The organism is Citrobacter freundii complex sp. 2024EL-00216 (assembly GCF_043945515.1).
In the GTDB taxonomy this organism is placed as follows: domain Bacteria; phylum Pseudomonadota; class Gammaproteobacteria; order Enterobacterales; family Enterobacteriaceae; genus Citrobacter; species Citrobacter portucalensis.
In genome coordinates, this window is the sequence record NZ_JBIMRA010000001.1 from 363940 (window position 1) to 390625 (window position 26686).

At 51.9% G+C, this 26686-nt stretch carries 22 protein-coding genes and 7 tRNA genes; 23 read left to right on the forward strand and 6 right to left on the reverse strand.

Features of this window, described 5'->3' with window-relative positions:
* Positions 1-48: 48 nt before the first annotated feature.
* Entirely contained in the window at positions 49-1344 is a 1296-nt protein-coding gene (locus ACHHZ7_RS01855; RefSeq protein WP_060682574.1) for an MFS transporter, read from the forward strand.
* A gap of 50 nt (positions 1345-1394) precedes the next feature.
* Here ACHHZ7_RS01855 and chiQ read toward each other — a convergent pair whose 3' ends face one another.
* From chiQ to nagE, 4 genes are all read right to left on the reverse strand, one after another.
* Complete coding sequence (chiQ, locus tag ACHHZ7_RS01860) at positions 1395-1727, reverse strand: ChiQ/YbfN family lipoprotein (protein ID WP_008784106.1); 333 nt, start codon at positions 1725-1727, stop codon at positions 1395-1397.
* Positions 1728-1776: 49 nt separating this feature from the next.
* Positions 1777-3183: a chitoporin gene (gene chiP / locus ACHHZ7_RS01865; protein ID WP_008784105.1), complete on the reverse strand. Its 1407-nt coding sequence runs from the start codon at positions 3181-3183 to the stop codon at positions 1777-1779.
* 436 nt (positions 3184-3619) lie between these two features.
* Positions 3620-5287 carry a glutamine--tRNA ligase gene (gene glnS, locus ACHHZ7_RS01870; RefSeq protein WP_048226099.1) on the reverse strand — a complete coding sequence of 556 codons (1668 nt, stop codon included), beginning with the start codon at positions 5285-5287 and terminating at the stop codon, positions 3620-3622.
* Positions 5288-5474: 187 nt separating this feature from the next.
* Complete coding sequence (nagE, locus tag ACHHZ7_RS01875; RefSeq protein ID WP_060682575.1) at positions 5475-7424, reverse strand: PTS N-acetyl glucosamine transporter subunit IIABC; 1950 nt, start codon at positions 7422-7424, stop codon at positions 5475-5477.
* 342 nt (positions 7425-7766) lie between these two features.
* On the opposite strand from nagE, the gene nagB reads away from it, so the two are divergent.
* From nagB to nagD, 4 genes are all read left to right on the forward strand, one after another.
* Positions 7767-8567 carry a glucosamine-6-phosphate deaminase gene (nagB, locus tag ACHHZ7_RS01880; protein ID WP_003022803.1) on the forward strand — a complete coding sequence of 267 codons (801 nt, stop codon included), beginning with the start codon at positions 7767-7769 and terminating at the stop codon, positions 8565-8567.
* A gap of 61 nt (positions 8568-8628) precedes the next feature.
* Complete coding sequence (gene nagA, locus ACHHZ7_RS01885) at positions 8629-9777, forward strand: N-acetylglucosamine-6-phosphate deacetylase (protein ID WP_003831339.1); 1149 nt, start codon at positions 8629-8631, stop codon at positions 9775-9777.
* A gap of 8 nt (positions 9778-9785) precedes the next feature.
* Positions 9786-11006, forward strand: coding sequence for an N-acetylglucosamine repressor (locus ACHHZ7_RS01890; protein WP_048235883.1), 1221 nt, complete (start codon positions 9786-9788; stop codon positions 11004-11006).
* A 166-nt stretch (positions 11007-11172) separates the two neighbouring features.
* Positions 11173-11925, forward strand: a complete 753-nt coding sequence (nagD, locus tag ACHHZ7_RS01895) for a ribonucleotide monophosphatase NagD (RefSeq protein ID WP_003022792.1) — start codon at positions 11173-11175, stop codon at positions 11923-11925.
* Positions 11926-11990: 65 nt separating this feature from the next.
* Here the strand turns inward: nagD and ACHHZ7_RS01900 are convergent, their stop codons facing one another.
* Positions 11991-12137, reverse strand: coding sequence for a peroxiredoxin (locus tag ACHHZ7_RS01900; protein ID WP_122973776.1), 147 nt, complete (start codon positions 12135-12137; stop codon positions 11991-11993).
* Between the two features lie 39 nt (positions 12138-12176).
* On the opposite strand from ACHHZ7_RS01900, the gene asnB reads away from it, so the two are divergent.
* From asnB to ACHHZ7_RS01940, 8 genes are all read left to right on the forward strand, one after another.
* Complete coding sequence (gene asnB / locus ACHHZ7_RS01905; RefSeq protein WP_008784099.1) at positions 12177-13841, forward strand: asparagine synthase B; 1665 nt, start codon at positions 12177-12179, stop codon at positions 13839-13841.
* Between the two features lie 223 nt (positions 13842-14064).
* A tRNA-Met gene (locus tag ACHHZ7_RS01910) sits at positions 14065-14141 on the forward strand.
* A gap of 8 nt (positions 14142-14149) precedes the next feature.
* Positions 14150-14234, forward strand: a tRNA-Leu gene (locus ACHHZ7_RS01915).
* Between the two features lie 23 nt (positions 14235-14257).
* Positions 14258-14332 (forward strand) — tRNA-Gln (locus ACHHZ7_RS01920).
* 37 nt (positions 14333-14369) lie between these two features.
* A tRNA-Gln gene (locus ACHHZ7_RS01925) sits at positions 14370-14444 on the forward strand.
* Positions 14445-14465: 21 nt separating this feature from the next.
* Positions 14466-14542: transfer RNA gene (locus ACHHZ7_RS01930), tRNA-Met, on the forward strand.
* Between the two features lie 43 nt (positions 14543-14585).
* A tRNA-Gln gene (locus ACHHZ7_RS01935) sits at positions 14586-14660 on the forward strand.
* A 36-nt stretch (positions 14661-14696) separates the two neighbouring features.
* Positions 14697-14771, forward strand: a tRNA-Gln gene (locus tag ACHHZ7_RS01940).
* A gap of 104 nt (positions 14772-14875) precedes the next feature.
* On the opposite strand, the gene ubiF is transcribed toward ACHHZ7_RS01940, so the two are convergent.
* Complete coding sequence (gene ubiF, locus ACHHZ7_RS01945; protein WP_395148539.1) at positions 14876-16051, reverse strand: 3-demethoxyubiquinol 3-hydroxylase; 1176 nt, start codon at positions 16049-16051, stop codon at positions 14876-14878.
* Positions 16052-16196: 145 nt separating this feature from the next.
* Here ubiF and miaB point away from each other — a divergent pair, with 145 nt between their 5' ends.
* From miaB to rihA, 10 genes are all read left to right on the forward strand, one after another.
* Positions 16197-17627, forward strand: a complete 1431-nt coding sequence (gene miaB / locus ACHHZ7_RS01950) for a tRNA (N6-isopentenyl adenosine(37)-C2)-methylthiotransferase MiaB (RefSeq protein ID WP_003831327.1) — start codon at positions 16197-16199, stop codon at positions 17625-17627.
* Positions 17628-17833: 206 nt separating this feature from the next.
* The gene (locus ACHHZ7_RS01955) at positions 17834-18880 is read left to right on the forward strand and encodes a PhoH family protein (RefSeq protein WP_003022776.1); all 1047 of its coding nucleotides are present in this window, start codon (positions 17834-17836) and stop codon (positions 18878-18880) included.
* Positions 18877-19344, forward strand: a complete 468-nt coding sequence (gene ybeY, locus ACHHZ7_RS01960) for an rRNA maturation RNase YbeY (protein ID WP_060682577.1) — start codon at positions 18877-18879, stop codon at positions 19342-19344. Before ACHHZ7_RS01955 ends, ybeY begins: the two co-directional genes overlap by 4 nt.
* Positions 19345-19473: 129 nt before the next feature.
* Complete coding sequence (corC, locus tag ACHHZ7_RS01965; RefSeq protein ID WP_003022770.1) at positions 19474-20352, forward strand: CNNM family magnesium/cobalt transport protein CorC; 879 nt, start codon at positions 19474-19476, stop codon at positions 20350-20352.
* A gap of 24 nt (positions 20353-20376) precedes the next feature.
* On the forward strand, positions 20377-21915 hold the full coding sequence (gene lnt / locus ACHHZ7_RS01970) for an apolipoprotein N-acyltransferase (RefSeq protein ID WP_060682578.1): 1539 nt from the start codon (positions 20377-20379) through the stop codon (positions 21913-21915).
* A gap of 412 nt (positions 21916-22327) precedes the next feature.
* Positions 22328-23236: a glutamate/aspartate ABC transporter substrate-binding protein GltI gene (gene gltI, locus ACHHZ7_RS01975; protein ID WP_003022762.1), complete on the forward strand. Its 909-nt coding sequence runs from the start codon at positions 22328-22330 to the stop codon at positions 23234-23236.
* Positions 23237-23395: 159 nt separating this feature from the next.
* Entirely contained in the window at positions 23396-24136 is a 741-nt protein-coding gene (gene gltJ, locus ACHHZ7_RS01980; RefSeq protein ID WP_060682579.1) for a glutamate/aspartate ABC transporter permease GltJ, read from the forward strand.
* Positions 24136-24810, forward strand: a complete 675-nt coding sequence (gene gltK, locus ACHHZ7_RS01985) for a glutamate/aspartate ABC transporter permease GltK (RefSeq protein WP_003831315.1) — start codon at positions 24136-24138, stop codon at positions 24808-24810. The genes gltJ and gltK overlap by 1 nt, the downstream gene beginning before the upstream one ends.
* Entirely contained in the window at positions 24810-25535 is a 726-nt protein-coding gene (gltL, locus tag ACHHZ7_RS01990) for a glutamate/aspartate ABC transporter ATP-binding protein GltL (RefSeq protein ID WP_003022754.1), read from the forward strand. Before gltK ends, gltL begins: the two co-directional genes overlap by 1 nt.
* Positions 25536-25651: 116 nt before the next feature.
* Complete coding sequence (rihA, locus tag ACHHZ7_RS01995) at positions 25652-26587, forward strand: pyrimidine-specific ribonucleoside hydrolase RihA (RefSeq protein ID WP_060682580.1); 936 nt, start codon at positions 25652-25654, stop codon at positions 26585-26587.
* The last annotated feature ends 99 nt before the right edge of the window (positions 26588-26686 follow it).

Sequence of the window (26686 nt, forward strand, 5' to 3'; positions counted from 1 at the left end):
AAACTCTTACCTCTATAAATATTATGATAAGACAGTGGAGCAAACCCAATGACACAACAACCATCGCGCACCGGAACTTTCGGCGCAATACTGCGGGTAACCAGCGGTAATTTTCTCGAACAGTTCGACTTTTTTCTGTTCGGGTTTTACGCCACCTATATCGCAAAGACTTTCTTCCCCGCGGAGAGTGAGTTTGCCGGGCTCATGTTGACCTTTGCGGTTTTCGGTTCGGGTTTTTTAATGCGGCCCGTTGGCGCAATCGTGCTGGGTGCTTATATCGACAGAATTGGTCGCCGCAAAGGACTGATGGTGACGCTGGCCATTATGGGATGCGGTACCCTGCTGATTGCCCTGGTACCCGGTTATCAAAGTATTGGCCTGCTGGCTCCTGTGCTGGTATTAGTCGGTCGATTATTGCAGGGCTTCTCTGCGGGCGTAGAGTTGGGCGGCGTTTCGGTTTATCTTTCTGAAATCGCCACGCCTGGCAATAAAGGTTTCTACACCAGCTGGCAGTCCGCCAGCCAACAGGTTGCCATTGTGGTGGCAGCGCTGATTGGCTACGGCCTGAATGCCACGCTGGGGCACGATGAAATCTCTGAATGGGGCTGGCGCATTCCGTTCTTTATTGGTTGTATGATTATTCCGTTGATCTTCGTCCTGCGCCGCTCGCTTCAGGAAACGGACGCATTTTTACAACGTACACACCGTCCCGACACCAGGGAAATTTTCACCACTATCATCAAAAACTGGCGTCTGATCTCAGCGGGTACACTGCTGGTGGCGATGACCACAACGACGTTTTACTTTATTACCGTCTATACCCCGACCTATGGCAGGGCTGTACTCCATCTGAGCGCTCGCGACAGCCTGATCGTCACCATGCTGGTCGGTATTTCTAACTTTATCTGGCTGCCGATTGGCGGAGCGATTTCTGACCGAATTGGTCGCCGCCCGGTGTTGATGGGGATTACCGTACTCGCACTGCTCACCACCTTGCCGGTCATGCACTGGCTCACCGCCGCGCCAGATTTTATACGCATGACGCTGGTCCTGCTTTGGTTCTCGTTCTTTTTTGGTATGTACAATGGGGCAATGGTCGCGGCACTCACCGAGGTGATGCCTGTCTATGTCCGTACGGTGGGTTTTTCACTGGCCTTCAGTCTGGCTACGGCGATTTTTGGCGGTCTGACACCCGTCATATCCACGGCGCTGGTCCAGCTAACCGGAGATAAAAGCTCGCCGGGATGGTGGCTGATGTGCGCGGCACTTTGCGGACTCGCCGCCACGGCAATGTTGTTTGTCCGCCTGAGTCGTCATTATCAACCGGCCGAACAGAAACTCTGACATGCAAACGGGCGGAGAATTCTCCGCCCGTTGTATTTTCATTTTTCGATTTACTGCGCAGTATTCTTACTGCGTATTTCCTGCCAGACCTTGTCACAATCAGCATTGACGGACTGACCGTTACCCGTGCGCGTGGCCTGGATACACTGCTGATAATCCAGCACGCGTACGCTTTCTTCATTGGCAAACTGTTGGTGCTGTTTTTCTTTCTTCAGCACATTCAACACGCTTTGGCAGGCTTCAATTTTCTCCGGCGATCCCTGCGCGGTATTAATACACGCGCTGTAGGCTTCTTTCAGACGGCTGTCCTCTTTCGGCGCAGGAGATTGCGCACACGCCACCAGCCCTGATGCCATAACGGCGATGAGTATCAGTTTTTTCATAGCACTTTCCTCAACGATGCGGCAGGCACCCGGCCTGCCGCTGTTGGCATTAGAAGATGGTGAACGGAGCAATAACGATGAACTTCACGTCGCGCTCATCCTGGAACATGTTGCCGTAACCACCGCCCCAGCTCGGAATGTCTGAATGGTTGTCGTACTGAGTGAAGTGCAGCTTAAACATGGTGCCCTTCGCACGACCTTCCTGCAGGGTGTAGACCGCATCCAGGCTGTAAGAAGATTCTTCGATAGTCCGGTTTTTGTCGTAGTACGCATCCGGGTTGAGCTGCCAGGTTGATGGCTTAGCATCCCATGCGTAAACGTAGGACGCACCTACCGCCCAGCCCGGCAGATTCCAGTTCTTCAGGTCATACATTGCGCCGAAGAAGACTGCCTTTTCACCGTTGGCGTTGAAGTCAGAACGGTTATCCCACCAGACATCCAGACGACCGTTTGAAGAGGCGTAGGTTGGGGTCATACGCTGCAGGAAGTAACCCTGCTGGCCGTCCGCTTTAACCCAGGTCCCTTCCAGACGAAGGTCGACGACTTCTGCCACTTTGTAGCCAAAGGTCAACGCCTGCAACCAGGCAGTGCCATCATAAATATCGTTCACGGTACGATCATCAACCTTGTCGCGTGCACCGTAGAACTGGTAGCTGGTGGTAAATGGGTTACCGCCTAAATCAAATTTATAGCTGGCTTTTGCGAAGTACTGATCGACATAACCTTCAGACTGACCAAATGCCGCTTCCAGCAACAGGTTATTTTTGAAGTCATATTTCGCGCCAATTGAGTGCAGGTAATCAACACTGGTCTTTTTATCAGCCTGATAGAATTTATCGACTTCGGTGTGCCACGGTGCTTTATATTCGTTAGCCCACATATAGGAGAAGCTCAGTGCGCCAGCATCACCGTAATCGAAGTTGGCACCGGCTTCAGCACCCTGATAGGTACCTGGCATAAAACTCCAGTGCGGTGCCAGCAGAGTCTGCCCGGTTGGTTGAATGTAACCGGCGCGCGCCCAGGTTGGGCCGTATTTAAATTTGGCTGCTGCTTTATAAAGGCTAATCCCGCTCTTATCGCCGGAGTAATCCTCGTCATAGCCTTTATTTTTAGAAGAGAATGCGATTTCGTTTGGATGGCCGCTTTCGCTACTTTCGTTCATTTCAATCGCGGTAAATGCTGCGATATCAATACCAAACATATCGGCCGCATAACCGGACTGGAAGTCGAGGTTAGCGTTCCAGGTGGAGTGAGAAAGGTTGGTTTTATATTTGTCATGATCGGTCACATCTTTACGGTCACGCTCACGCTGCCAGTAATAGATGCCGCCGGTTAAGGTTGAGTCATCAATAAATCCTTCGGCGTGTACCTGCGGAGCGACAACAAAACCCGACATTGCTGTGATACCGGCGATAGCCAGCGCCAGCGTACTACGTTTGCCACTAAACGTACGCATATGTTAATCCTCTTTGACATATAAAATGCTGCCGACAAAAGCGGACAGCGAAAAAACAAAAAATAAAAAAGTAGCGCTAAGAAAACCTCAGTGACTACAATGAATAGACTATTTTTCGCGACGCGAATTATCAATCTCTTTCTGTAACGAGTATGTAATAGTATGAGCAACCGCACATATTTGATTGCTTTCTGTTACATTTTCATCGGAAGATAAAAAAGCGTTGAAAAAATTAAAAAATCGCTTGTTTTCCATGGAGATGAAATCGGTTTCAGCCCATTTCATATTGAGGTAAGTTATTTAAACGTAAAAACATTCGCCCAGTCCATTATTACGGACATGTAATTAATTCGCTCCGCAAACGGAGCCTGGAACATGGTTTTTTTGCGAAAAAAAACGCCGCATGAAGCGGCGTTTAGAGAGGATGTGTTGCGGCTTATTCGCCCGCTTTAGCCCACGTGTCACGTAGACCAACGGTTCGGTTAAACACCAGCTTGTCAGCCGTTGCATAACGACTGTCCAGGCAGAAGTAACCTTCACGCTCAAACTGGAACGCTTTACCTGCAACCGCTGCCTTCAGCGACGGCTCACCGTAACCCTGCTTAATGACCAGCGATTCCGGGTTAATAACGGACAGGAAGTCTTCCGCCGCGCCTGGATTTGGCACGCTAAACAGACGATCGTACAAGCGGATTTCAATCGGCAGCGCATGGGACGCGCTCACCCAGTGAATAACGCCTTTGACTTTACGACCATCGGCCGGGTCTTTGCTCAGGGTGTCGGCATCGTAGGTGCAGAAAATGGTGGTGATATTCCCTTCCGCATCTTTCTCAACACGTTCGGCTTTGATCACATAAGCATTACGCAGACGTACTTCTTTGCCCATCACCAGACGCTTGTACTGCTTGTTCGCTTCTTCACGGAAGTCTGCGCGATCGATCCAAATTTCACCGCTAAATGGCACTTCGCGGCTGCCCATTTCCGGTTTGTTCGGATGGTTAGGCATGGTGACCAATTCGCTTTCGCCCTGCGGATAGTTTTCGATAACCAGTTTAACCGGATCGATAACCGCCATCGCGCGCGGGGCGTTTTCGTTCAGATCTTCGCGGATACAGGATTCCAGAGAAGCGATCTCAATGGTGTTGTCTTGCTTGGTCACGCCAATGCGTTTGCAGAACTCACGGATCGCGGCAGCGGTATAACCGCGACGACGCAGGCCAGAAATTGTCGGCATACGCGGATCGTCCCAGCCTTCAACGTGCTTGTCGGTCACCAGCAGGTTCAGCTTGCGCTTGGACATCACGGTATATTCCAGATTCAGGCGCGAGAATTCGTACTGTCGCGGATGAACCGGAATGGTGATGTTGTCCAGCACCCAGTCGTACAGACGACGGTTATCCTGAAACTCCAGGGTACACAGGGAATGCGTAATGCCTTCCAGCGCATCGCTGATGCAGTGGGTAAAGTCGTACATCGGGTAGATGCACCACTTGTTGCCGGTCTGGTGGTGTTCGGCGAACTTAATACGGTACAGCACCGGATCGCGCATCACGATAAACGGCGACGCCATGTCGATTTTCGCACGCAGGCACGCTTTACCTTCTTCAAAGCCACCGGCACGCATTTTTTCGAACAGCGCCAGGTTCTCTTCGACGCTACGATCGCGGTACGGGCTATTTTTGCCAGGCTGAGTCAGCGTGCCGCGGTATTCGCGGATTTCGTCCGCTGACAGTTCGTCAACGTACGCCAGGCCTTTATTAATAAGCTCTACCGCATAGGCGTGAAGCTGATCGAAGTAATCCGAAGAGTAGCGAATGTCGCCAGTCCAGTGGAAACCTAACCATTCAACGTCGTTTTTAATCGACTCAACGTACTCGATATCTTCTTTAACCGGGTTCGTATCATCAAAACGCAGGTTGCACTGGCCCTGGTAATCTTGCGCAATGCCAAAGTTCAGACAAATGGATTTCGCGTGGCCAATGTGCAGATAGCCATTTGGCTCCGGCGGAAAACGGGTATGGATAGTGGTGTGCTTACCACTGGCCAGATCTTCATCGATGATCTGACGAATAAAGTTACTCGGGCGGGCTTCAGCCTCACTCATCGTGGATTCCTCAAAGCGTAAACAACGTATAACGGAGTATGATCTTATAAGCGACGTCAGGAGACAACTATTAGTTGCACAAAAAAGGTGTTTCAACAGGATATATGAGGGCATTTGCTGCAAAAAAAAGCGGCGGAGGAATATCCCCCGCCGCTTAAGGCACTTAACTCACTTTACTCAGGAGCAGTTATTTACCTTTAATCTCATACAGTGGTGTTTGACCGGCAACCACATGACCTTCGGCTTCAATAACCAGAGCGCCGAAATCATCGCTGTTGCTGCACACAACCGGGCTTATCATCGAACGTGCGTTAGCGTTCAGGAACTCCAGATCCATTTCCAGAATCGGTTGGCCTGCCGTAACTTCAGCACCTTCTTCAACCAGACGCTTAAAGCCTTTGCCTTCCAGCGCTACGGTATCGATGCCCATATGGACCACGATTTCCGCGCCTTTAACAGTTTCCAGGCAGAACGCATGGTTAGTGTTGAAGATTTTCACGATGGTGCCCGCAGCCGGAGCAACCACGATTTTATCCGTTGGTTTCACTGCCACGCCGTCGCCTACTGCTTTGCTGGCGAAGGCTTCATCAGGAACCTGATCCAGAGCAACTACGTCACCAGTAATCGGAGAAACCAGCGCTTCAACGGTGACTGCATTCGCTACAGCCTGCGGTTTTGCTACTGGAGCCGCTGCTGCTGGCGCACTTTCACCAGATGCTGCTGCCACCGGGCCACGCGCGACAACTTTCTTCATTTCGTCGCCGATGGATTCGGCTTTCGCCCCCACGATGACCTGGATAGTTTGCTTGTTCAGCTTAACTACCCCAGATGCGCCTAAACGCTTACACATCGCATCGTTAACGCGACCGGAGTCGGCAACGGTCAGACGCAGACGAGTGATACAGGCATCAATCGCTTTCAGGTTATCAGTACCGCCAACCGCTGCAATGTAGTTGGTTGCAAGTTGAGCCAAACCTTCTTCAGTGTTGCTGTTGGCTTCTTCAGTAACGATATCGTCTTCTTTATCTTCGCGGCCCGGCGTTTTCAGGTTAAACATACGAATAACCGCGCTGAACAGCACAAAGTAGATAACGAAGAACACCAGCCCCATCACCACCAGCATCCAGACGTTCTGGCTTGCTGCCGGCAGGTTGTACATCAACACGTAGTCGATAGCACCTGCGGAGAAGGAGAAGCCTGCGTGGATCCCCAGCAGTGTTGCAACGAACAGGCTGATACCCGTTAACAGTGCGTGCAGGAGGTACAGCAGTGGAGCCAGGAACATGAACAGGAATTCCAGCGGCTCGGTAACACCGGTCAGGAACGCGGTGATCGCAACGGACAGCAGCATACCGCCAACCATCGGACGACGTGCTTTCGGAGCCGCGAAGTACATCGCCAGCGCCGCACCCGGCAGACCAAACATCATGATTGGGAAGAAGCCAGACATGAACATACCCGCAGTGCCGTCACCCGCGTAGAAGCGGTTGATGTCACCGTGGAATACGGTACCTGCAGCATTAGTAAATTCGCCAATCTGGAACCAGGCGATGGTGTTCAGCACCTGATGCAGACCGGTTGGGATCAGCAGACGGTTGATGAAACCAAAGATACCGGAACCCAGCGCGCCAGCGCCCACGATCCACTCACCACCCGCATGGATGGCGTTCTGCACCGGCGGCCATACGTAACCGAAGATAGCAGCCAGCACCAGGCAGAAGAAGCCAGTGGCGATCGGCACAAATCGTTTGCCGCCAAAGAAGCTCAGGAAGTCAGGCAGTTTGATACCAGACCAGCGGTTATACACGGCACCGCCGACCAGACCGGTGATGATACCAGCCAGCACGCCCATATTGATTGCAGGGTTAATGGTAACCATTGCTTTGGTCAATATGAAATAACCGACCGCACCTGCCAGCGCTGCTGCACCTGCGCTGTCTTTTGACCAGCTGGAAGCAACACCGATCGCAAAAATTAACGCGAGGTTATCAAAGATGGCCCCACCCGCTTGCGCGATGAAGGGTACGTTAAGTAAATCTGGTTGGCCGAATCGCAGCAGCAGTGCCGCGACTGGCAGCACAGCGATGGGGAGCTGTAACGCCCTACCCAGCCGCTGGAAAAAACCTAAAATATTCATTTTATTCCCCCTACGAGACCCCGATTAGGCTTCTTTGAAGCCATATTTTTATTGTGCGACCATTCCTGACAGCAAGATTCTGTAACAACGATATTAACCATTCATCTACATTCAGAGTGTGTGAAAAATTAATTCGTATCGCAAATTAAACGCGTGTTTTTTGTGATTCCAGTCACCAAATATCGTTATTAACCCTCCCTTTCACTGGCTAACTACGAAAACTTATTTTATCATTCAAAAAATCGAAACGGATTGATCCTTACCGATGCAAAACCAGGTTACGCTTATTACTGCACAGAGACTCAATCCGCCAACTGCTTACTTTTACTTTTGAGGTGAAGAATGAGACTGATCCCCCTGAATACCGCTGAACAAGTCGGCAAATGGGCTGCTCGCCATATCGTTAACCGTATTAACGCGTTCAAACCAACGGCAGATCGTCCGTTCGTTCTGGGCCTGCCGACTGGCGGTACTCCGCTGACAGCTTATAAAGCATTGGTTGAAATGCACAAAGCGGGCCAGGTGAGCTTCAAGCATGTTGTTACGTTCAACATGGACGAATATGTTGGCCTGCCGAAAGAGCATCCGGAAAGCTACCACAGCTTTATGCACCGCAATTTCTTTGATCACGTTGATATTCCAGCAGAAAACATCAACCTCCTCAATGGTAACGCGCCGGATATTGATGCAGAATGCCGTCAGTATGAAGAAAAAATCCGTTCTTACGGTAAAATCCACCTGTTTATGGGCGGTGTAGGCAACGATGGTCACATCGCGTTCAACGAGCCAGCTTCCTCTTTGGCTTCCCGTACCCGCATCAAAACGCTGACTCACGACACACGTGTTGCTAACTCACGCTTCTTTGACGGCGACGTAAGCCAGGTGCCTAAATATGCGCTGACCGTTGGCGTGGGCACCCTGCTGGATGCTGAAGAAGTGATGATCCTGGTTCTGGGCCACCAGAAAGCACAGGCGCTGCAAGCCGCCGTTGAAGGCAACGTTAACCACATGTGGACCATCAGCTGCCTGCAGTTGCATCCAAAAGCCGTTGTGGTCTGCGATGAGCCTTCCACCATGGAACTGAAAGTGAAGACGCTGAAATACTTCAACGAGTTAGAAGCGGAAAATATTAAAGGTCTGTAATTGATGTCTCCGCCCTGTCGATAAGTTGCAGGGCGGCATTTTTTTGAAATCGGGGGTCGGAATGTATGCTTTAACCCAGGGCCGGATCTTTACCGGTCACGAAATTCTTGATGACCATGCGATTGTTGTCGCCAATGGCCTGATCGACAGCGTTTGCCCACTGGCTGAATTACCGTCAGGGATTGAACAGCGCTCACTGAATGGGGCCATTGTTTCCCCCGGTTTTATTGATGTACAGCTGAACGGCTGCGGCGGTGTGCAGTTTAACGATACGGCAGAAGCCGTAACCGTTGAAACGCTGGAAATCATGCAGAAAGCCAATGAAAAATCTGGCTGCACCAACTATTTGCCAACGCTTATCACCACCAGCGATGACCTGATGAAACAAGGTGTTCGCGTGATGCGTGAATACCTGGCGAAACACCCGAATCAGGCATTAGGACTTCATCTTGAAGGCCCGTGGCTGAACCTGGTGAAAAAAGGCACCCATAATCCGGGATTTGTCCGTCAGCCGGACGCTGCACTGGTTGATTTCCTGTGCGATAATGCGGATGTGATCACCAAAGTCACACTGGCGCCAGAAATGGTCCCGGTAGAGGTCATCACCAAATTGGTGAATGCGGGTATCGTGGTTTCTGCGGGTCATTCCAATGCAACGGTAAAAGAAGCAAAAATCGGATTCCGTGCAGGTATTACCTTTGCAACGCATCTGTTCAACGCGATGCCGTACATTACCGGCCGCGAACCCGGTCTGGCGGGCGCTATCTTGGATGAAGCCGATATCTACTGCGGTATCATCGCCGATGGCCTGCACGTTGACTACGTTAACATTCGTAATGCTAAGCGCCTGAAAGGCGACAAGCTGTGCCTGGTTACTGACGCGACCGCGCCAGCAGGTGCAAACATTGAACAGTTCATTTTCGCTGGTAAAACAATATACTACCGCAATGGACTGTGTGTTGATGAGAACGGTACGTTGAGCGGTTCATCATTAACCATGATTGAAGGCGTACGCAATCTGGTCGAACATGCGAATATCGCTCTCGACGAAGTCTTACGCATGGCAACGCTCTACCCTGCTCGCGCCATCGGCGTCGACAAACAACTCGGCAGCATCGCGCCAGGCAAAGTAGCCAACCTGACTGCGTTCACGCACGACTTTAAAATTATCAAGACCATCGTTAATGGCAACGAGGTCGTTACTGAGTAAGAGAAAGAATGACACCAGGCGGACAAGCTCAAATAGGTAATGTTGATCTCGTAAAACAGCTTAACAGCGCGGCGGTTTATCGCCTGATTGACCAGCATGGGCCAATCTCGCGAATTCAAATTGCCGAGCAAAGCCAGCTTGCCCCCGCCAGCGTAACCAAAATTACGCGTCAGTTGATCGAACGCGGGCTGATCAAAGAAGTCGATCAGCAGGCCTCCACCGGGGGCCGCCGCGCTATCTCTATCGTCACAGAAACCCGCAATTTCCACGCCATTGGCGTACGACTGGGTCGCCACGACACAACGCTCACGCTCTATGATATGAGCAGTAAAGTTGTCGCCGAAGAGCATTACCCCCTCCCGGAGCGCACCCAGGAAACGCTGGAATATGCGCTGCTCAACACCATTGCCATCTTTATTGAGAGCTGCCAGCGGAAAATCCGTGAGCTGATCGCAATTTCTGTCATCCTGCCAGGCCTTGTCGATCCTGAAAGCGGCGTCATCCGCTATATGCCACACATTCAGGTCGAAAACTGGGGACTGGTCGAAGCGCTCGAAAAACGCTTCAAAGTCACCTGCTTTGTTGGTCATGATATTCGCAGCCTTGCGCTGGCTGAGCACTATTTCGGGGCAAGCCAGGATTGCGAAGACTCTATTTTGGTGCGAGTGCACCGCGGAACCGGCGCGGGTATCATCTCCAACGGCCGAATTTTCATCGGTCGCAATGGCAACGTCGGCGAGATTGGTCATATTCAGGTAGAGCCGTTGGGTGAGCGCTGTCACTGCGGTAATTTCGGCTGCCTGGAAACCATTGCCGCCAATGCTTCTATTGAACATCGCGTGCAAAACTTACTGAAGCAGGGTTATCCAAGTCGACTCACGCTGGATGATTGCAGCATCAAAGCCATCTGTAAGGCAGCAAATAAAGGCGATAATCTGGCAGCAGAAGTTATTGAGCACGTTGGTCGCCACCTGGGTAAAACTATCGCCATTGCCATCAACCTGTTTAACCCGCAAAAAATCGTCATTGCGGGCGAAATTACCGAGGCGGATAAGGTGCTGCTGCCTGCAATAGAAAGCTGTATCAACACGCAGGCGTTAAAGGCGTTTCGCCATAATTTACCGGTGGTTCGGTCCACGCTGGATCACCGCTCCGCCATTGGCGCCTTTGCGCTGGTGAAGCGCGCAATGCTCAACGGTACACTGCTGCAACGTTTGCTGGAAAACTAATACACGTCATCCTTCGAGCTGCCTCTGCGTTAGCTGCATCTGCTCACCCCGGTCACTTACTTCAGTAAGCTCCAGGGGTTCGCAGACTTGCCGCCTTGATGCAACTCGAATGATGTAGTGTATTTTGTGTATAGTAATGCCTTCTTTTTTTAATGTCGGATTGTCCATGGCCATTAAGAATGTAATTTGTGATATCGACGGCGTGCTGATGCACGACAATGTTGCTGTACCGGGTGCGGCAGAATTTCTGACTGGGATCCTGGAAAAAGGCCTGCCGTTAGTCCTGCTGACTAACTACCCTTCGCAGACCGGGCAAGATCTGGCAAACCGCTTCGCCACCGCGGGTGTGAATGTCCCTGATAGCGTCTTTTATACTTCCGCGATGGCTACCGCTGATTTTCTTCGTCGCCAGGAAGGAAAAAAGGCCTACGTGGTGGGTGAAGGCGCGTTAATACACGAACTGTATAAAGCTGGATTTACCATTACCGACGTGAACCCCGATTTTGTGATTGTTGGCGAGACACGTTCCTATAACTGGGACATGATGCATAAAGCGGCGTATTTTGTCGCCAACGGCGCTCGTTTTATCGCCACTAACCCGGATACCCACGGTCGCGGCTTTTATCCCGCCTGTGGAGCACTCTGTGCCGGTATTGAGAAGATCTCAGGCCGTAAACCGTTTTATGTCGGCAAACCCAGCCCGTGGATTATTCGCGCGGCGCTCAACAAAATGCAGGCGCACTCGGAAGAAACCGTTATCGTTGGTGACAACCTGCGTACCGATATTCTGGCAGGTTTTCAGGCGGGTCTGGAAACTATCCTGGTACTGTCTGGCGTTTCCAAGCTTGATGATATTGACAACATGCCGTTCAGACCAAGCTGGATTTACCCGTCCGTTGCTGAAATAGACGTCATTTAATCTCTTTAGCCGGATAACAACATCTGCAAGTTATCCGGCCTGAAAAATACATCCATTCAATAAAATCACCATTTCACTGCTGATTCATCAATAATAGCGCTCATTACATATTCTTTTTTCATCAATCCACAATGACCATTGCGTTTTTTATTTTCTGACCCGTAATTCGCTTGCGCCCTCTCCAGCTTTGCGGCATTTTCTTTATCAAGCAAACTTAAAAAGCATCACGCAACAGGTTAACGGAGAAGGTTATGTGTTCTATTTTTGGCGTATTCGATATTAAAACTGACGCAGTTGAACTGCGTAAAAAAGCCCTGGAACTGTCTCGTCTGATGCGCCACCGCGGCCCGGACTGGTCAGGTATTTACGCCTGTGATAACGCCATTCTGGCGCACGAACGTCTGTCCATCGTCGACGTCAATGCCGGTGCTCAGCCGCTGTACAACGTGAAGAAGACACATATCCTGGCGGTTAACGGTGAAATTTATAACCACCAGACACTGCGTGCTGAATACGGCGATCGCTACCAGTTCCAGACCGGTTCCGACTGCGAAGTTATCCTCGCGCTGTATCAGGAAAAAGGACCCGCGTTCCTCGATGACCTGCAAGGCATGTTCGCTTTTGCCCTGTACGACAGCGAGCAGGACGCCTACCTGATCGGTCGTGATCATATCGGGATCATCCCGCTGTATATGGGTTACGACGAGCACGGTAACTTCTACGTTGCGTCTGAAATGAAAGCGCTGGTTCCCGTCTGCCGCACAATCAAAGAATTCCCGGCCGGTAGCTATTTGTGGAGTAAAGACGGTGAAATTCGTCAGTACTACCAGCGCGACTGGTTTGAATACGATGCCGTCAAAGACAACGTTACCGATAAAAACGAGCTGCGCCAGGCGCTGGAAGATGCGGTGAAAAGTCACCTGATGTCAGATGTTCCTTATGGAGTTCTGTTGTCCGGCGGTCTGGATTCATCCGTCATTTCCGCGATAACTAAAAAATACGCGGCACGCCGTGTTGAAGATCAGGAACGTAGCGAAGCCTGGTGGCCACAGCTGCACTCCTTCGCCGTCGGCCTGGAAGGCGCTCCGGATCTGAAAGCTGCGCAAGAGGTGGCGAACCATCTGGGGACCGTGCACCATGAGATCCACTTCACCGTGCAGGAAGGTCTGGATGCGATCCGCGACGTGATTTACCACATCGAAACTTACGATGTCACGACGATTCGCGCCTCGACGCCAATGTACTTAATGTCGCGTAAAATTAAAGCGATGGGTATTAAAATGGTGTTGTCGGGTGAAGGTTCGGACGAGGTGTTTGGCGGCTATCTCTATTTCCACAAAGCGCCAGATGCAAAAGAACTGCACGAAGAAACCGTGCGCAAGCTGCAAGCGCTGCATATGTTCGACTGCGCCCGTGCCAACAAAGCCATGTCGGCCTGGGGTGTAGAAGCTCGCGTGCCCTTCCTGGATAAGAAATTCCTTGATGTGGCGATGCGCATCAACCCGCAGGACAAAATGTGCGGCAACGGCAAAATGGAAAAACACGTTCTGCGCGAATGTTTTGAGTCCTACCTGCCGGCAAGCGTCGCATGGCGTCAGAAAGAGCAGTTCTCTGACGGTGTCGGTTACAGCTGGATTGACACGCTGAAAGAGGTGGCTGCAGAACAAGTTTCAGACCAACAACTGGAAACCGCCAGCTTCCGTTTCCCGTACAACACGCCATCGTCAAAAGAAGCGTATTTGTACCGTGAGATTTTCGAAGAGTTGTTCCCGGTAGCAAGCGCTGCCGAATGCGTGCCTGGCGGGCCGTCGGTTGCCTGTTCTTCTGCCAAGGCGATCGAATGGGATGAGGCGTTTAAAACCATGAACGATCCATCTGGCCGTGCCGTTGGCGTACACCAGTCCGCTTATAAATAAGTTAATCCTTAGATAAGAGCCCTGCGGGGCTCTTTTTTTATGTTTGTTTTCTGTGCAAAAAAACAATTAATAACTAATAATTGCCGAATATTGCGTCATGCTGTTCGCAACCTAACCAAACAGTCACATTCCAGCTATTTTCAATGAAAAAGGGGTTGACGCTTCAAGGCTCAATACGCATAATGCGCCCCGCAACGCCGATAAGGTTACGCGAAAAAAAGATGGCTACGTAGCTCAGCTGGTTAGAGCACATCACTCATAATGATGGGGTCACAGGTTCGAATCCCGTCGTAGCCACCATCTTTTTTGCGGGAGTGGCGAAATTGGTAGACGCACCAGATTTAGGTTCTGGCGCCGCAAGGTGTGCGAGTTCAAGTCTCGCCTCCCGCACCATTCACCCGTAAGCGTTGCACGGATGGGGTATCGCCAAGCGGTAAGGCACCGGTTTTTGATACCGGCATTCCCTGGTTCGAATCCAGGTACCCCAGCCATTTTTTCTTCGATATAGCGGTTCACCGCAACGGTCATTGGGGTATCGCCAAGCGGTAAGGCACCGGTTTTTGATACCGGCATTCCCTGGTTCGAATCCAGGTACCCCAGCCATCGAAGAAAATGTTAGTATTTGGCTACGTAGCTCAGCTGGTTAGAGCACATCACTCATAATGATGGGGTCACAGGTTCGAATCCCGTCGTAGCCACCATATTAAGGACGTATCGACTCGTTCGGTAAATCCAAAAAATTGTTGGGGTATCGCCAAGCGGTAAGGCTCTGGTTTCTGATACCAGCATTCCGAGGTTCGAATCCTCGTACCCCAGCCAATTTCAAAAAGTCGTCCACTCTGTGGGTGCACCCGTTGGGGTATCGCCAAGCGGTAAGGCTCTGGTTTCTGATACCAGCATTCCGAGGTTCGAATCCTCGTACCCCAGCCATATTAAAAAAGCTCGCTTCGGCGAGCTTTTTGCTTTTCTGCATTTATCACCTGATGGCGCTCCGCTTATCAGGCCTACGTATTTTCCCCGTAGGCCTGCCTGAATTACAACCCTAACGCATACTTCAGTGCCTGACGTTTCAGTACGCCAGCGCGCTCTGCGGCCATGAGCCCGAGATTACGCATGATGCGCAGCGGCTGCAGGTTATTGCTGAATCCGGCATAGAACAGATCCATACCGCTTTGCATGATGAAATTGTCAGTCATACGGCGATTCTGATAGCGCTTGAGCACCGGCTGACTGGCCCAGGATTCACCGTAGCTGCGCGCGTTCACCAGCACATCAATCAACGCATCGACATCACGAAAGCCCAGATTAACGCCCTGCCCCGCCAGCGGATGAATGGTATGCGCGGCATCACCTACCAGCGCCAGCCCCGGTTGCACATATTGCAGCGCATGACGACGCGTAAGCGGGAACGCCCCCGCAGCCACTGGCATCACCTTACCGAGTCGCGATGGAAAATGTTTAGCAATCTCCGTCTGCAATTGCGGCATATTCAGCGCTTGCAATTGGCGGATGCGAGCCGGTGAGTCGTACCACACCAACGAGGCCCAGTTATCAAACAGCGGTAAAAACGCGCGCGGGCCGTCAGGCGTAAATCGCTGCCAGGTGCTGTCTCCCGGTAAATTTTCGCATTGCACGGTTATCAACATACAGGACTGCGCGTACTGCCAGGCATGGATACCAATCCCGGCCATTTTTCGCACCTGAGAGTTGGCACCATCGGCGCCGATGACCAGCTTCGCGCTGATGGTTTCGCCGCCTGCCAGCTCAAGCTCATGTCGATCGTTATGTTGATGCAAAGAAATCAGGGACGCCGGTACGCGCAGCGTGACTTTAGGGTGGGCTTCCAGCGCCTGCCAGAGCGCCTGTTGCAGGACCGTGTTTTCCACCATATAGCCCAACAGAGGCAGCTTAAGCTCGGCGGCATCAAACATCACATGGGCATTTTCCCACTCCCACGTTTCCAGTCGACGATAAGGATGGCTGCGCATCCCCTGCACCGAATCCCAGACGCCCAGCCCTTTTAGCAACGACACCGATGCGGAACTTATGGCAGAAATTCTGACATCAGGCTGTCCGTCAGCCACAAACGGCACGGGAACGGCATGCTCAATGACCGTTACCGTAAATCCATGCTGCGCCAGTCCAAGCGCCAGCGCGCCGCCGACCATCCCCCCGCCGACAATGGCAATTTCCGTTGGTTGATTTGTCATGGTCAATTATCCAGTTACATGTATTGTGTAAGTTTACAGGATTTTTTACCCCTTGAGGCTGACATCCGTCATACTGGTCACAACCGCGCCAAAGCAGTACACTATGCGCCCTGCATTTCAGCCACAATTTCGCAAGAGCAAGTCGATGACCAAAAAACTCCATATTAAAACCTGGGGCTGTCAGATGAACGAATACGATTCATCGAAGATGGCCGATCTGCTGGATGCCACCCATGGGTATCAACTGACTGACGTGGCGGAAGAAGCGGATGTGCTGCTGCTGAATACCTGCTCAATCCGTGAGAAGGCTCAGGAAAAAGTGTTCCATCAACTGGGCCGCTGGAAACTGTTAAAAGAGAAAAACCCCAAGCTCATCATTGGGGTCGGTGGCTGTGTTGCGTCTCAGGAAGGCGATCATATTCGCCAGCGCGCGCATTACGTCGATATTATTTTTGGGCCGCAAACGCTGCACCGCCTGCCGGAAATGATCAACAAAGTGCGTGGAAGCACGACCCGTAGCCCGGTGGTTGATATCAGTTTCCCGGAGATCGAAAAGTTCGACCGCCTGCCAGAACCGCGTGCTGAAGGTCCAAGCGCGTTTGTGTCCATCATGGAAGGTTGTAATAAATATTGTACTTACTGCGTGGTGCCCTACACCCGCGGTGAGGAAGTCAGCCGTCCGGCGGATGATATTCTGTTTGAAATCGCCCAGCTTGCAGCCCAAGGCGTGCGCGAAGTGAACCTGCTGGGGCAAAACGTGAACGCCTGGCGTGGTGAGAACTACGACGGCACGATCGGATCTTTTGCCGATCTGTTACGTCTGGTCGCAGCGATCGACGGTATTGATCGTATCCGCTTCACCACCAGCCATCCGATCGAATTCACCGATGATATCGTTGAAGTTTATCGCGATACGCCAGAGTTGGTGAGCTTCCTGCATCTGCCGGTACAGAGCGGTTCAGACCGCGTACTGAACCTGATGGGGCGTACCCATACCGCGCTGGAATACAAAGCGATCATCCGCAAACTGCGCGCTGCGCGTCCGGATATCCAGATTAGCTCCGACTTCATCGTTGGCTTCCCGGGTGAGACCACTCAGGATTTCGAGCAGACCATGAAGCTGATTGCTGACGTCAATTTTGACATGAGCTACAGCTTTATTTTCTCTGCGCGTCCTGGCACCCCTGCCGCCGATATGGTTGACGACGTACCGGAGGAAGAGAAGAAACAGCGTCTGTACATTCTACAGGAGCGTATCAACCAGCAAGCTATGGCCTGGAGCCGCCGTATGGTCGGCACGACCCAGCGCATTCTGGTTGAAGGCACTTCGCGTAAGAGCATCATGGAACTGTCAGGCCGTACCGAAAATAACCGTGTGGTGAACTTTGAAGGCAACCCGGATATGGTCGGTAAGTTCGTAGACGTAGAAATTACCGATGTCTGGACTAACTCCCTGCGCGGTAAAGTGGTGCGTACCGAGGACGAAATGGGTCTGCGTATCGCAGAATCCCCTGAATCGGTCATTGCGCGTACCCGCAAAGAAAACGATCTGGGCGTCGGTATTTATCAGCCTTAATCCTGCTGAAAAACGTAAAAAAGGCCCGATGCCGCTACACTTATCGGGCCTACAATCCTGGGCTCGCTGTCCCGGCGGGTCTTGTAATCTGCCCTATCATCCCCATATTTGCTGCAATGCTTGCGCCTTTCCCCCATGGCGTGAATAATTTCCTTAGATGCCGGTAAATGTTCAGCGTCCGGCGAGACATGCATAAGAGGAACAGTTTGAACATAGACACTCGCGAAATCACCCTTGAACCCGCAGACAACGCCCGCCTGTTGAGCCTTTGCGGCCCATTTGATGACAACATCAAACAGCTGGAACGTCGCCTCGGCATCGAAATTAACCGCCGTGATAACCACTTTAAACTGACCGGTCGTCCAATTTGCGTCACCGCTGCGGCAGATATTTTACGTAGCCTGTACGTCGATACCGCCCCAATGCGCGGTCAGACGCAGGACATCGAGCCTGAACAAATTCATCTGGCGATCAAAGAAGCGCGTGTGCTTGAGCAAAGCGCAGACAGCGTGCCTGAATTTGGCAAAGCGGTGAACATCAAAACCAAGCGTGGAGTAATTAAGCCGCGCACGCCGAACCAGGCACAGTACATTGCGAATATCCTCGACCACGACATCACATTTGGCGTTGGCCCTGCGGGTACGGGTAAAACGTATCTCGCGGTTGCCGCTGCGGTTGATGCGCTTGAGCGTCAGGAGATCCGTCGCATTCTGCTGACCCGTCCGGCAGTGGAAGCGGGCGAAAAACTGGGATTCCTGCCAGGAGATCTCAGCCAGAAAGTCGATCCGTATTTACGACCGCTGTATGACGCGCTTTTCGAAATGCTCGGCTTTGAAAAGGTTGAAAAGCTGATTGAGCGTAACGTCATTGAAGTTGCCCCACTGGCCTATATGCGCGGTCGTACGTTGAACGATGCGTTCATCATTCTTGATGAAAGCCAGAACACCACCATCGAACAGATGAAAATGTTCCTGACCCGTATCGGCTTTAACTCCAAAGCGGTCATCACTGGCGATATCACCCAGATTGACCTGCCGCGTAGCACCAAATCCGGTCTGCGTCATGCCATTGAAGTGCTGGCTGAAGTCGACGAAATTAGTTTTAATTTCTTCCATAGCGAAGACGTGGTGCGCCACCCGGTGGTCGCCCGTATCGTCACGGCGTATGAAGCCTGGGAAGAAGCAGAACAGAAACGCAAAGCCGAGCAGGCTGCAGAACGCAAGCGCGAAGCTCAGGAGCAGGAACAAAAATGAGTCAGGTTATCCTCGATTTACAGCTGGCATGTGAAGACGAATCCGGTTTGCCAACAGAAAGTCAGTTTCAGGGCTGGCTGGATGCGGTGATCCCGCAATTTCAGGAAGAGTCTGAAGTGACGATTCGTCTGGTCGATGACGCGGAAAGCCACGACCTGAACCTGACCTATCGCGGGAAAGACAAATCCACCAACGTGCTCTCTTTCCCGTTTGAGGCTCCGCCGGGCATTGAGATGCCGCTACTGGGCGATTTGATCATCTGCCGTCAGGTGGTCGAGAAAGAAGCGCAGGAGCAAGGCAAACCGCTTGAGGCCCACTGGGCGCACATGGTGGTGCACGGTATCCTGCATTTACTCGGCTACGACCATATTGAAGACGATGAAGCGGAAGAGATGGAATCCCTCGAAACAGAGATTATGCTTGCTCTGGGCTATGAGGATCCGTACATTGCCGAGAAAGAGTAAGCATTTCGACATCTTGTAGGCCTGATAAGGCCTACAAGGTTTGAAGTACAATGAAGAGATATGCCGTCAACAGCTGAGTAAACGCATGACGCGCTTTGTATTAACTAACATGAGAACCCATACGACGCCATGAGCGACGACAATTCACACAGTAGTGACACCTTAAACAGCAAAAAGGGATTTTTTTCCCTGTTACTGAGCCAACTTTTCCACGGTGAACCGAAAAACCGCGACGAACTGTTGGAGCTGATCCGTGATTCCGGGCAAAACGACCTTATCGATGAAGATACGCGCGATATGCTCGAAGGGGTAATGGATATTGCGGACCAACGCGTTCGCGACATCATGATCCCTCGCTCCCAGATGATTACCCTGAAACGCAACCAAACTCTGGACGAATGCCTCGATGTCATTATCGAGTCTGCCCACTCGCGTTTCCCGGTAATTAGCGAAGACAAGGATCACATTGAAGGGATTCTGATGGCCAAAGATCTGCTGCCGTTTATGCGTAGCGATGCCGAAGCCTTCAGCATGGAGAAAGTGTTACGCCAGGCGGTTGTCGTCCCTGAAAGCAAGCGGGTTGACCGCATGCTGAAAGAGTTCCGCTCCCAGCGTTATCATATGGCTATCGTCATCGACGAGTTTGGCGGTGTCTCAGGTCTGGTGACCATTGAGGACATCCTTGAACTGATTGTCGGTGAAATTGAAGATGAGTACGACGAAGAAGACGATATTGATTTCCGTCAGCTCAGTCGCCACACCTGGACTATTCGTGCACTGGCGCCGATTGAAGACTTCAACGAAGCTTTCGGCACGCATTTCAGCGATGAAGAAGTGGATACCATTGGCGGGTTGGTCATGCAGGCCTTCGGTCATCTGCCCGCGCGTGGAGAGACCATCGACATTGATGGTTACCAGTTCAAAGTGGCAATGGCCGACAGCCGTCGTATTATTCAGGTTCATGTCAGAATTCCGGACGACTCACCCCAGCCCAAACTGGACGAATAAACCCGAAACTGGATCTAAGACTACATGGCATTTGCCCCTTTAATTGAACGCCAGCGCATTCGCCTGCTGCTGGCGTTATTATTCGGTGCCTGCGGGACACTGGCTTTCTCACCGTATGACATCTGGCCCGCTGCGATTGTTTCGCTGATGGGCCTGCAGGCTCTCACCTTCAACCGCCGTCCGCTCCAGTCTGCCGCTATCGGCTATTTCTGGGGACTGGGACTGTTTGGCTCAGGCATCAACTGGGTTTACGTCAGTATCGCGCAGTTTGGCGGTATGCCGGGCCCCGTTAACGTCTTCCTCGTGGTTCTGCTTGCTGCTTACCTTTCCCTCTACACTGGCCTGTTTGCCGGCGTTTTGGCGCGTCTGTGGCCGAAAACAACCTGGATACGCGTAGCGATTGCCGCGCCGGTAGTCTGGCAAATCACTGAATTTCTACGCGGCTGGGTACTGACCGGTTTCCCGTGGCTGCAGTTCGGCTACAGCCAGATCGACGGTCCGTTAAAAGGGCTGGCGCCGGTAATGGGCGTTGAGGCGATAAACTTCCTGCTGATGATGGTTAGCGGCCTGCTGGCACTTGCACTGGTAACGCGTAACTGGAAGCCGCTGGCTACCGCCGTGGTGCTTTTCGCTCTGCCCTTCCCGCTACGTTATATTCAGTGGTACACGCTGGAGCCGGAAAAAACCACCCAGGTCTCGATGGTGCAGGGTGACATCCCGCAGTCGCTCAAATGGGATGAAGGCCAGTTACTCAACACCCTGAAGATTTATCTCGACGCCACCCAGCCTGAGATGGGCAAATCACAGCTCATCATCTGGCCAGAATCCGCTATTCCGGACCTGGAAATTAACCAGCAGCGTTTTCTGAGTATGATGGATGACCTGCTGAAATCGAAAAATAGCACGCTGATTACCGGTATTGTAGACGCACGTCTGAACAAGCAGAATCGTTACGACACTTACAACACCATCATCACACTGGGTAAAGACAGCCCATACAGCTACGACTCCAGCAACCGCTACAACAAAAACCATCTGGTACCGTTTGGCGAGTTTGTCCCGCTGGAATCTATCCTGCGCCCGCTAGCGCCATTCTTTGACCTGCCAATGTCTTCGTTCAGCCGCGGTCCTTATGTACAGCCACAGTTGCATGCACACGGCTTTAAGCTGACCGCTGCCATCTGCTACGAAATCATTCTTGGCGAACAGGTACGGGATAACTTCCGCCCGGATACGGACTACCTGCTGACTATCTCCAACGATGCATGGTTTGGTAAATCTATTGGCCCGTGGCAGCACTTCCAGATGGCGCGTATGCGTTCCCTGGAGCTGGCGCGACCTCTGCTGCGTAGCACCAACAACGGTATTACGGCGGTGATTGGTCCACAGGGCGAAGTTCAGGCGATGATCCCGCAGTTTACCCGTCAGGTGCTGACCACCAGCGTGACGCCAACGACGGGCTTAACCCCTTATGCCCGTACCGGAAACTGGCCGCTCTGGCTGCTAACCGCGCTGTTTGGCTTTGGCGCAGTGATAATGAGTCTGCGCCAACGTCGTAAGTAAAACAGCGCCCCATCAAATGCAGGCCGGATAAGGCGGTACGCCGCCATCCGGCAGTTGTGCAGCATCGTGCCTGATGGCGCTACGCTTATCAGGCCTACTTCCCCCCTCCAAAAGACCATTCTGGCACGTCTATTGCTTTGTTCTACAAGGCAAACGCTGTTTTGGCTGAATGTGCAACCTGGTCGCACCAAAGTTGAGCGCCGGTAGCACCTGAAAAGTGCAACAAGATATTTTTGCCCCCAAATGGTGCGGCGCACTTCGCAAAAATAAACAATAACACAGCAAATTCTTTACATTCATCCAAACTAAATGTTAACAAACACATACAAGACTGCACGTTTTAGTAGCAAACAATAACAACATCACAATGGGTATCAATGCGTCCCTGGCGCAGACGATAAAGGAGTTGGATATGCAATTACGTAAGCTCGCCACTGCCATGCTGGTTATGGGAATGTCCGCCGGTCTGGCGCACGCAGAAGACGCAGCACCAGCGGCAGGCAGCACGCTGGATAAGATCGCCAAAAATGGCGTGATCGTTGTCGGCCACCGTGAATCATCAGTACCGTTTTCTTACTACGATAATCAGCAAAAAGTGGTCGGTTATTCACAGGATTACTCCAACGCGATCGTTGAAGCCGTGAAGAAAAAGCTGAACAAGCCTGATCTGCAGGTGAAACTGATCCCGATTACTTCACAAAACCGTATCCCGCTGCTGCAAAACGGCACCTTCGATTTTGAATGTGGATCCACCACCAACAACGTCGAGCGCCAAAAACAAGCGGCTTTCTCTGACACCATTTTCGTTGTCGGCACCCGTCTGCTGGCGAAAAAAGGCGGCGACGTTAAAGATTTCGCCGATCTGAAAGGTAAAGCCGTAGTCGTGACTTCAGGTACCACCTCCGAAGTTCTGCTGCACAAGCTGAATGAAGAACAAAAAATGGATATGCGCATCATCAGCGCGAAAGACCACGGTGACTCTTTCCGTACTCTGGAAAGCGGTCGCGCCGTTGCCTTTATGATGGATGACGCCCTGCTGGCTGGTGAGCGCGCGAAAGCGAAGAAACCAGACAACTGGGAGATCGTCGGCAAGCCACAGTCTCAGGAAGCCTACGGCTGTATGTTGCGCAAAGATGATCCTGAGTTCAAAAAGCTGATGGACGACACTATCGCCAAGGCGCAAACCTCAGGCGAAGCTGAGAAATGGTTTGATAAGTGGTTTAAAAATCCAATTCCGCCGAAGAACCTGAACATGAATTTCGAACTGTCAGACGAGATGAAAGCCCTGTTCAAAGAACCGAATGATAAAGCGCTTAACTAACTAAAATAAATGGGAGGCTTCCCCTCCCTCTCGATTGTTACTCGGCACGGACAGACTATAAGCCTGATGGTCGTTCCCCATCAGGCCTGAAAACCGCAAAACGCCGAATAACAATCTTCGAGGGTAGCGCTGCTACCCTTTTTTTTCTGGAGTAGATTTATGTCTATAGACTGGAACTGGGGTATTTTTTTACAACAAGCCCCGTTCGGCAACACCACCTATCTCGGCTGGCTCTGGAGTGGTTTCCAGGTCACTGTCGCGTTATCCATCACCGCATGGATTATCGCTTTCCTCATAGGCTCTTTATTCGGCATCTTACGTACCGTTCCAAATCGTTTCCTTTCTGGGATCGGCACGCTGTACGTTGAGCTGTTTCGTAACGTTCCGCTCATCGTCCAGTTTTTTACCTGGTATCTGGTTATTCCTGAACTGCTGCCGGAAAACATTGGGATGTGGTTCAAGGCTGAGTTGGATCCCAACATCCAGTTCTTCCTTTCATCGATGCTTTGTCTGGGGCTGTTTACCGCCGCGCGCGTCTGCGAACAGGTTCGCGCCGCTATTCAGTCTCTGCCTCGTGGGCAGAAACACGCCGCACTGGCGATGGGGCTGACGTTACCGCAGGCCTACCGCTATGTTCTGTTGCCAAACGCATACCGCGTGATTGTTCCGCCAATGACCTCAGAGATGATGAACCTGGTGAAGAACTCCGCGATCGCCTCCACCATCGGCCTGGTCGATATGGCGGCACAGGCAGGCAAACTGCTGGATTACTCCGCCCACGCATGGGAATCGTTTACCGCTATCACTCTGGCTTACGTCCTGATTAACGCCGTCATCATGCTGGTGATGAATCTCGTTGAACGTAAAATCCGCCTGCCTGGCAATTTGGGAGGCAAATAATGTACGAATTTGACTGGAGTTCTATCATCCCTTCCCTGCCGTATCTGCTGGACGGGCTGATCATCACGCTGAAAATCACCGTTACGGCGGTAGTCATTGGTATCGTATGGGGAACTATCCTGGCCGTCATGCGTCTGTCCAGCTTCGCGCCGATTGCCTGGTTTGCGAAAGGCTACGTCAACGTATTTCGTTCTATTCCGCTGGTCATGGTGCTGCTGTGGTTCTACCTGATTGTGCCCGGCTTCCTGCAAAACGTACTGGGTCTGTCGCCAAAAACCGATATTCGCCTGATCTCAGCAATGGTCGCGTTTTCGATGTTTGAAGCCGCGTACTATTCCGAGATTATCCGTGCCGGTATCCAGAGTATTTCTCGTGGGCAATCCAGCGCCGCGCTGGCTCTGGGGATGACCCACTGGCAGTCGATGAAGCTCATTATTCTGCCGCAGGCATTCCGCGCGATGGTACCGCTGCTGCTAACCCAGGGCATCGTACTCTTCCAGGATACCTCGCTGGTCTACGTATTAAGTCTGGCAGACTTCTTCCGTACCGCCTCTACCATTGGCGAGCGTGACGGCACACAGGTTGAAATGATCCTGTTTGCTGGCGCCGTTTATTTTGTATTCAGTCTGAGCGCATCGTTGTTGGTCAGCTATTTGAAGAAAAGGACAGTTTAATGATTACCCTGAAAAATGTTTCTAAATGGTATGGTCACTTTCAGGTGCTGACCGACTGCTCCACGGAAGTGAAAAAAGGGGAAGTGGTGGTGGTCTGCGGCCCGTCAGGTTCAGGTAAATCAACGCTTATCAAAACGGTGAACGGGCTGGAGCCGGTACAACAAGGCGTCATCACCGTTGATGGTACCGTGGTGAATGATAAAAAAACCGATCTGGCCAAACTGCGCTCTCGCGTTGGTATGGTGTTCCAGCACTTTGAACTGTTCCCTCACCTGTCGATCATTGAGAACCTGACTCTGGCGCAGGTAAAAGTGCTCAAGCGCGATAAAAAGCCGGCCCGCGACAAAGCGCAAAAGTTACTGGAACGCGTTGGTCTGTCAGCACATGCAGAAAAGTTTCCAGCTCAGCTCTCAGGGGGCCAGCAACAGCGTGTCGCTATCGCCCGGGCGCTGTGCATGGATCCTATCGCCATGCTGTTTGACGAACCGACCTCGGCGCTTGATCCTGAAATGATCAACGAAGTACTGGATGTTATGGTTGAACTGGCCAATGAAGGGATGACCATGATGGTGGTAACCCACGAAATGGGCTTTGCGCGTAAAGTGGCGAACCGGGTGATCTTCATGGATGAAGGGAAAATTGTTGAAGACTCGCCGAAAGAAGAGTTCTTCGCTAATCCGAAATCGGACCGCGCCAAAGACTTCCTCGCGAAAATACTGCACTAATCTTGCTGGCGCGCACCTCCATGTGCGCGCCACCTCACGCTTTATCCCTTCGCCTCTCGAAACACATACAGCCCAGCGTTAACCTTGTCACAAAGTCCCACTTACAAGGAGCAACAATGGCACTTCCTATCCTGTTTGATTGCGATCCGGGTCATGACGACGCTATCGCAATTGTGCTCGCCCTCGCCTCACCAGAACTGGATGTGAAAGCGATAACCTCATCAGCCGGTAACCAGACACCTGACAAAACGCTGCGTAACGTGTTGCGCATGTTAACGTTGCTCAACCGTACGGATATACCAGTAGCTGGTGGCGCAGTGAAACCACTGATGCGCGATCTGATTATCGCCGATAACGTTCACGGCGAGAGTGGGCTGGATGGCCCGGCGCTGCCGGAACCCGCTTTTGCGCCACAAGACTGTACCGCCGTGGAACTGATGGCGAAAACCCTGCGTGAAAGCCCGGAACCGATGACGATTGTCTCCACCGGGCCGCAAACTAACGTCGCATTGCTCCTGAATAGCCATCCTGAGCTGCACGCCAAAATCGCCCGTATCGTAATTATGGGTGGTGCGATGGGCCTCGGAAACTGGACGCCCGCCGCCGAGTTCAATATTTTCGTGGATCCTGAAGCCGCTGAAATCGTATTCCAGTCTGGCATTCCAGTGGTGATGGCTGGTCTGGACGTCACGCATAAAGCGCAAATACATCGCGAAGATACCGAACGATTCCGCGCTATCGGCAACCCTGTTTCGACGATCGTGGCTGAACTACTCGACTTCTTCTTTGAATATCACAAAGATGAAAAATGGGGATTCATCGGCGCGCCACTGCATGATCCATGCACCATTGCCTGGCTGCTGAAACCTGAACTGTTTACCACCGTTGAACGCTGGGTCGGCGTGGAAACTCAGGGTAAATATACCCAGGGAATGACCGTGGTGGATTACTACTTCCTGAGCGGCAATAAGCCAAACGCCAACGTAATGGTAGACGTGGATCGCGAAGGGTTTGTCGATTTGCTGGCAGAACGTTTAAGATATTACGCGTAAAACTGTAGGCCGGATAAGGCGCTTGCGCCACCATCCGGCATATTGCCTGATGGCGATGCTGGCGCATCTTATCAGGCCTACAAATAACTTCTGGCACGC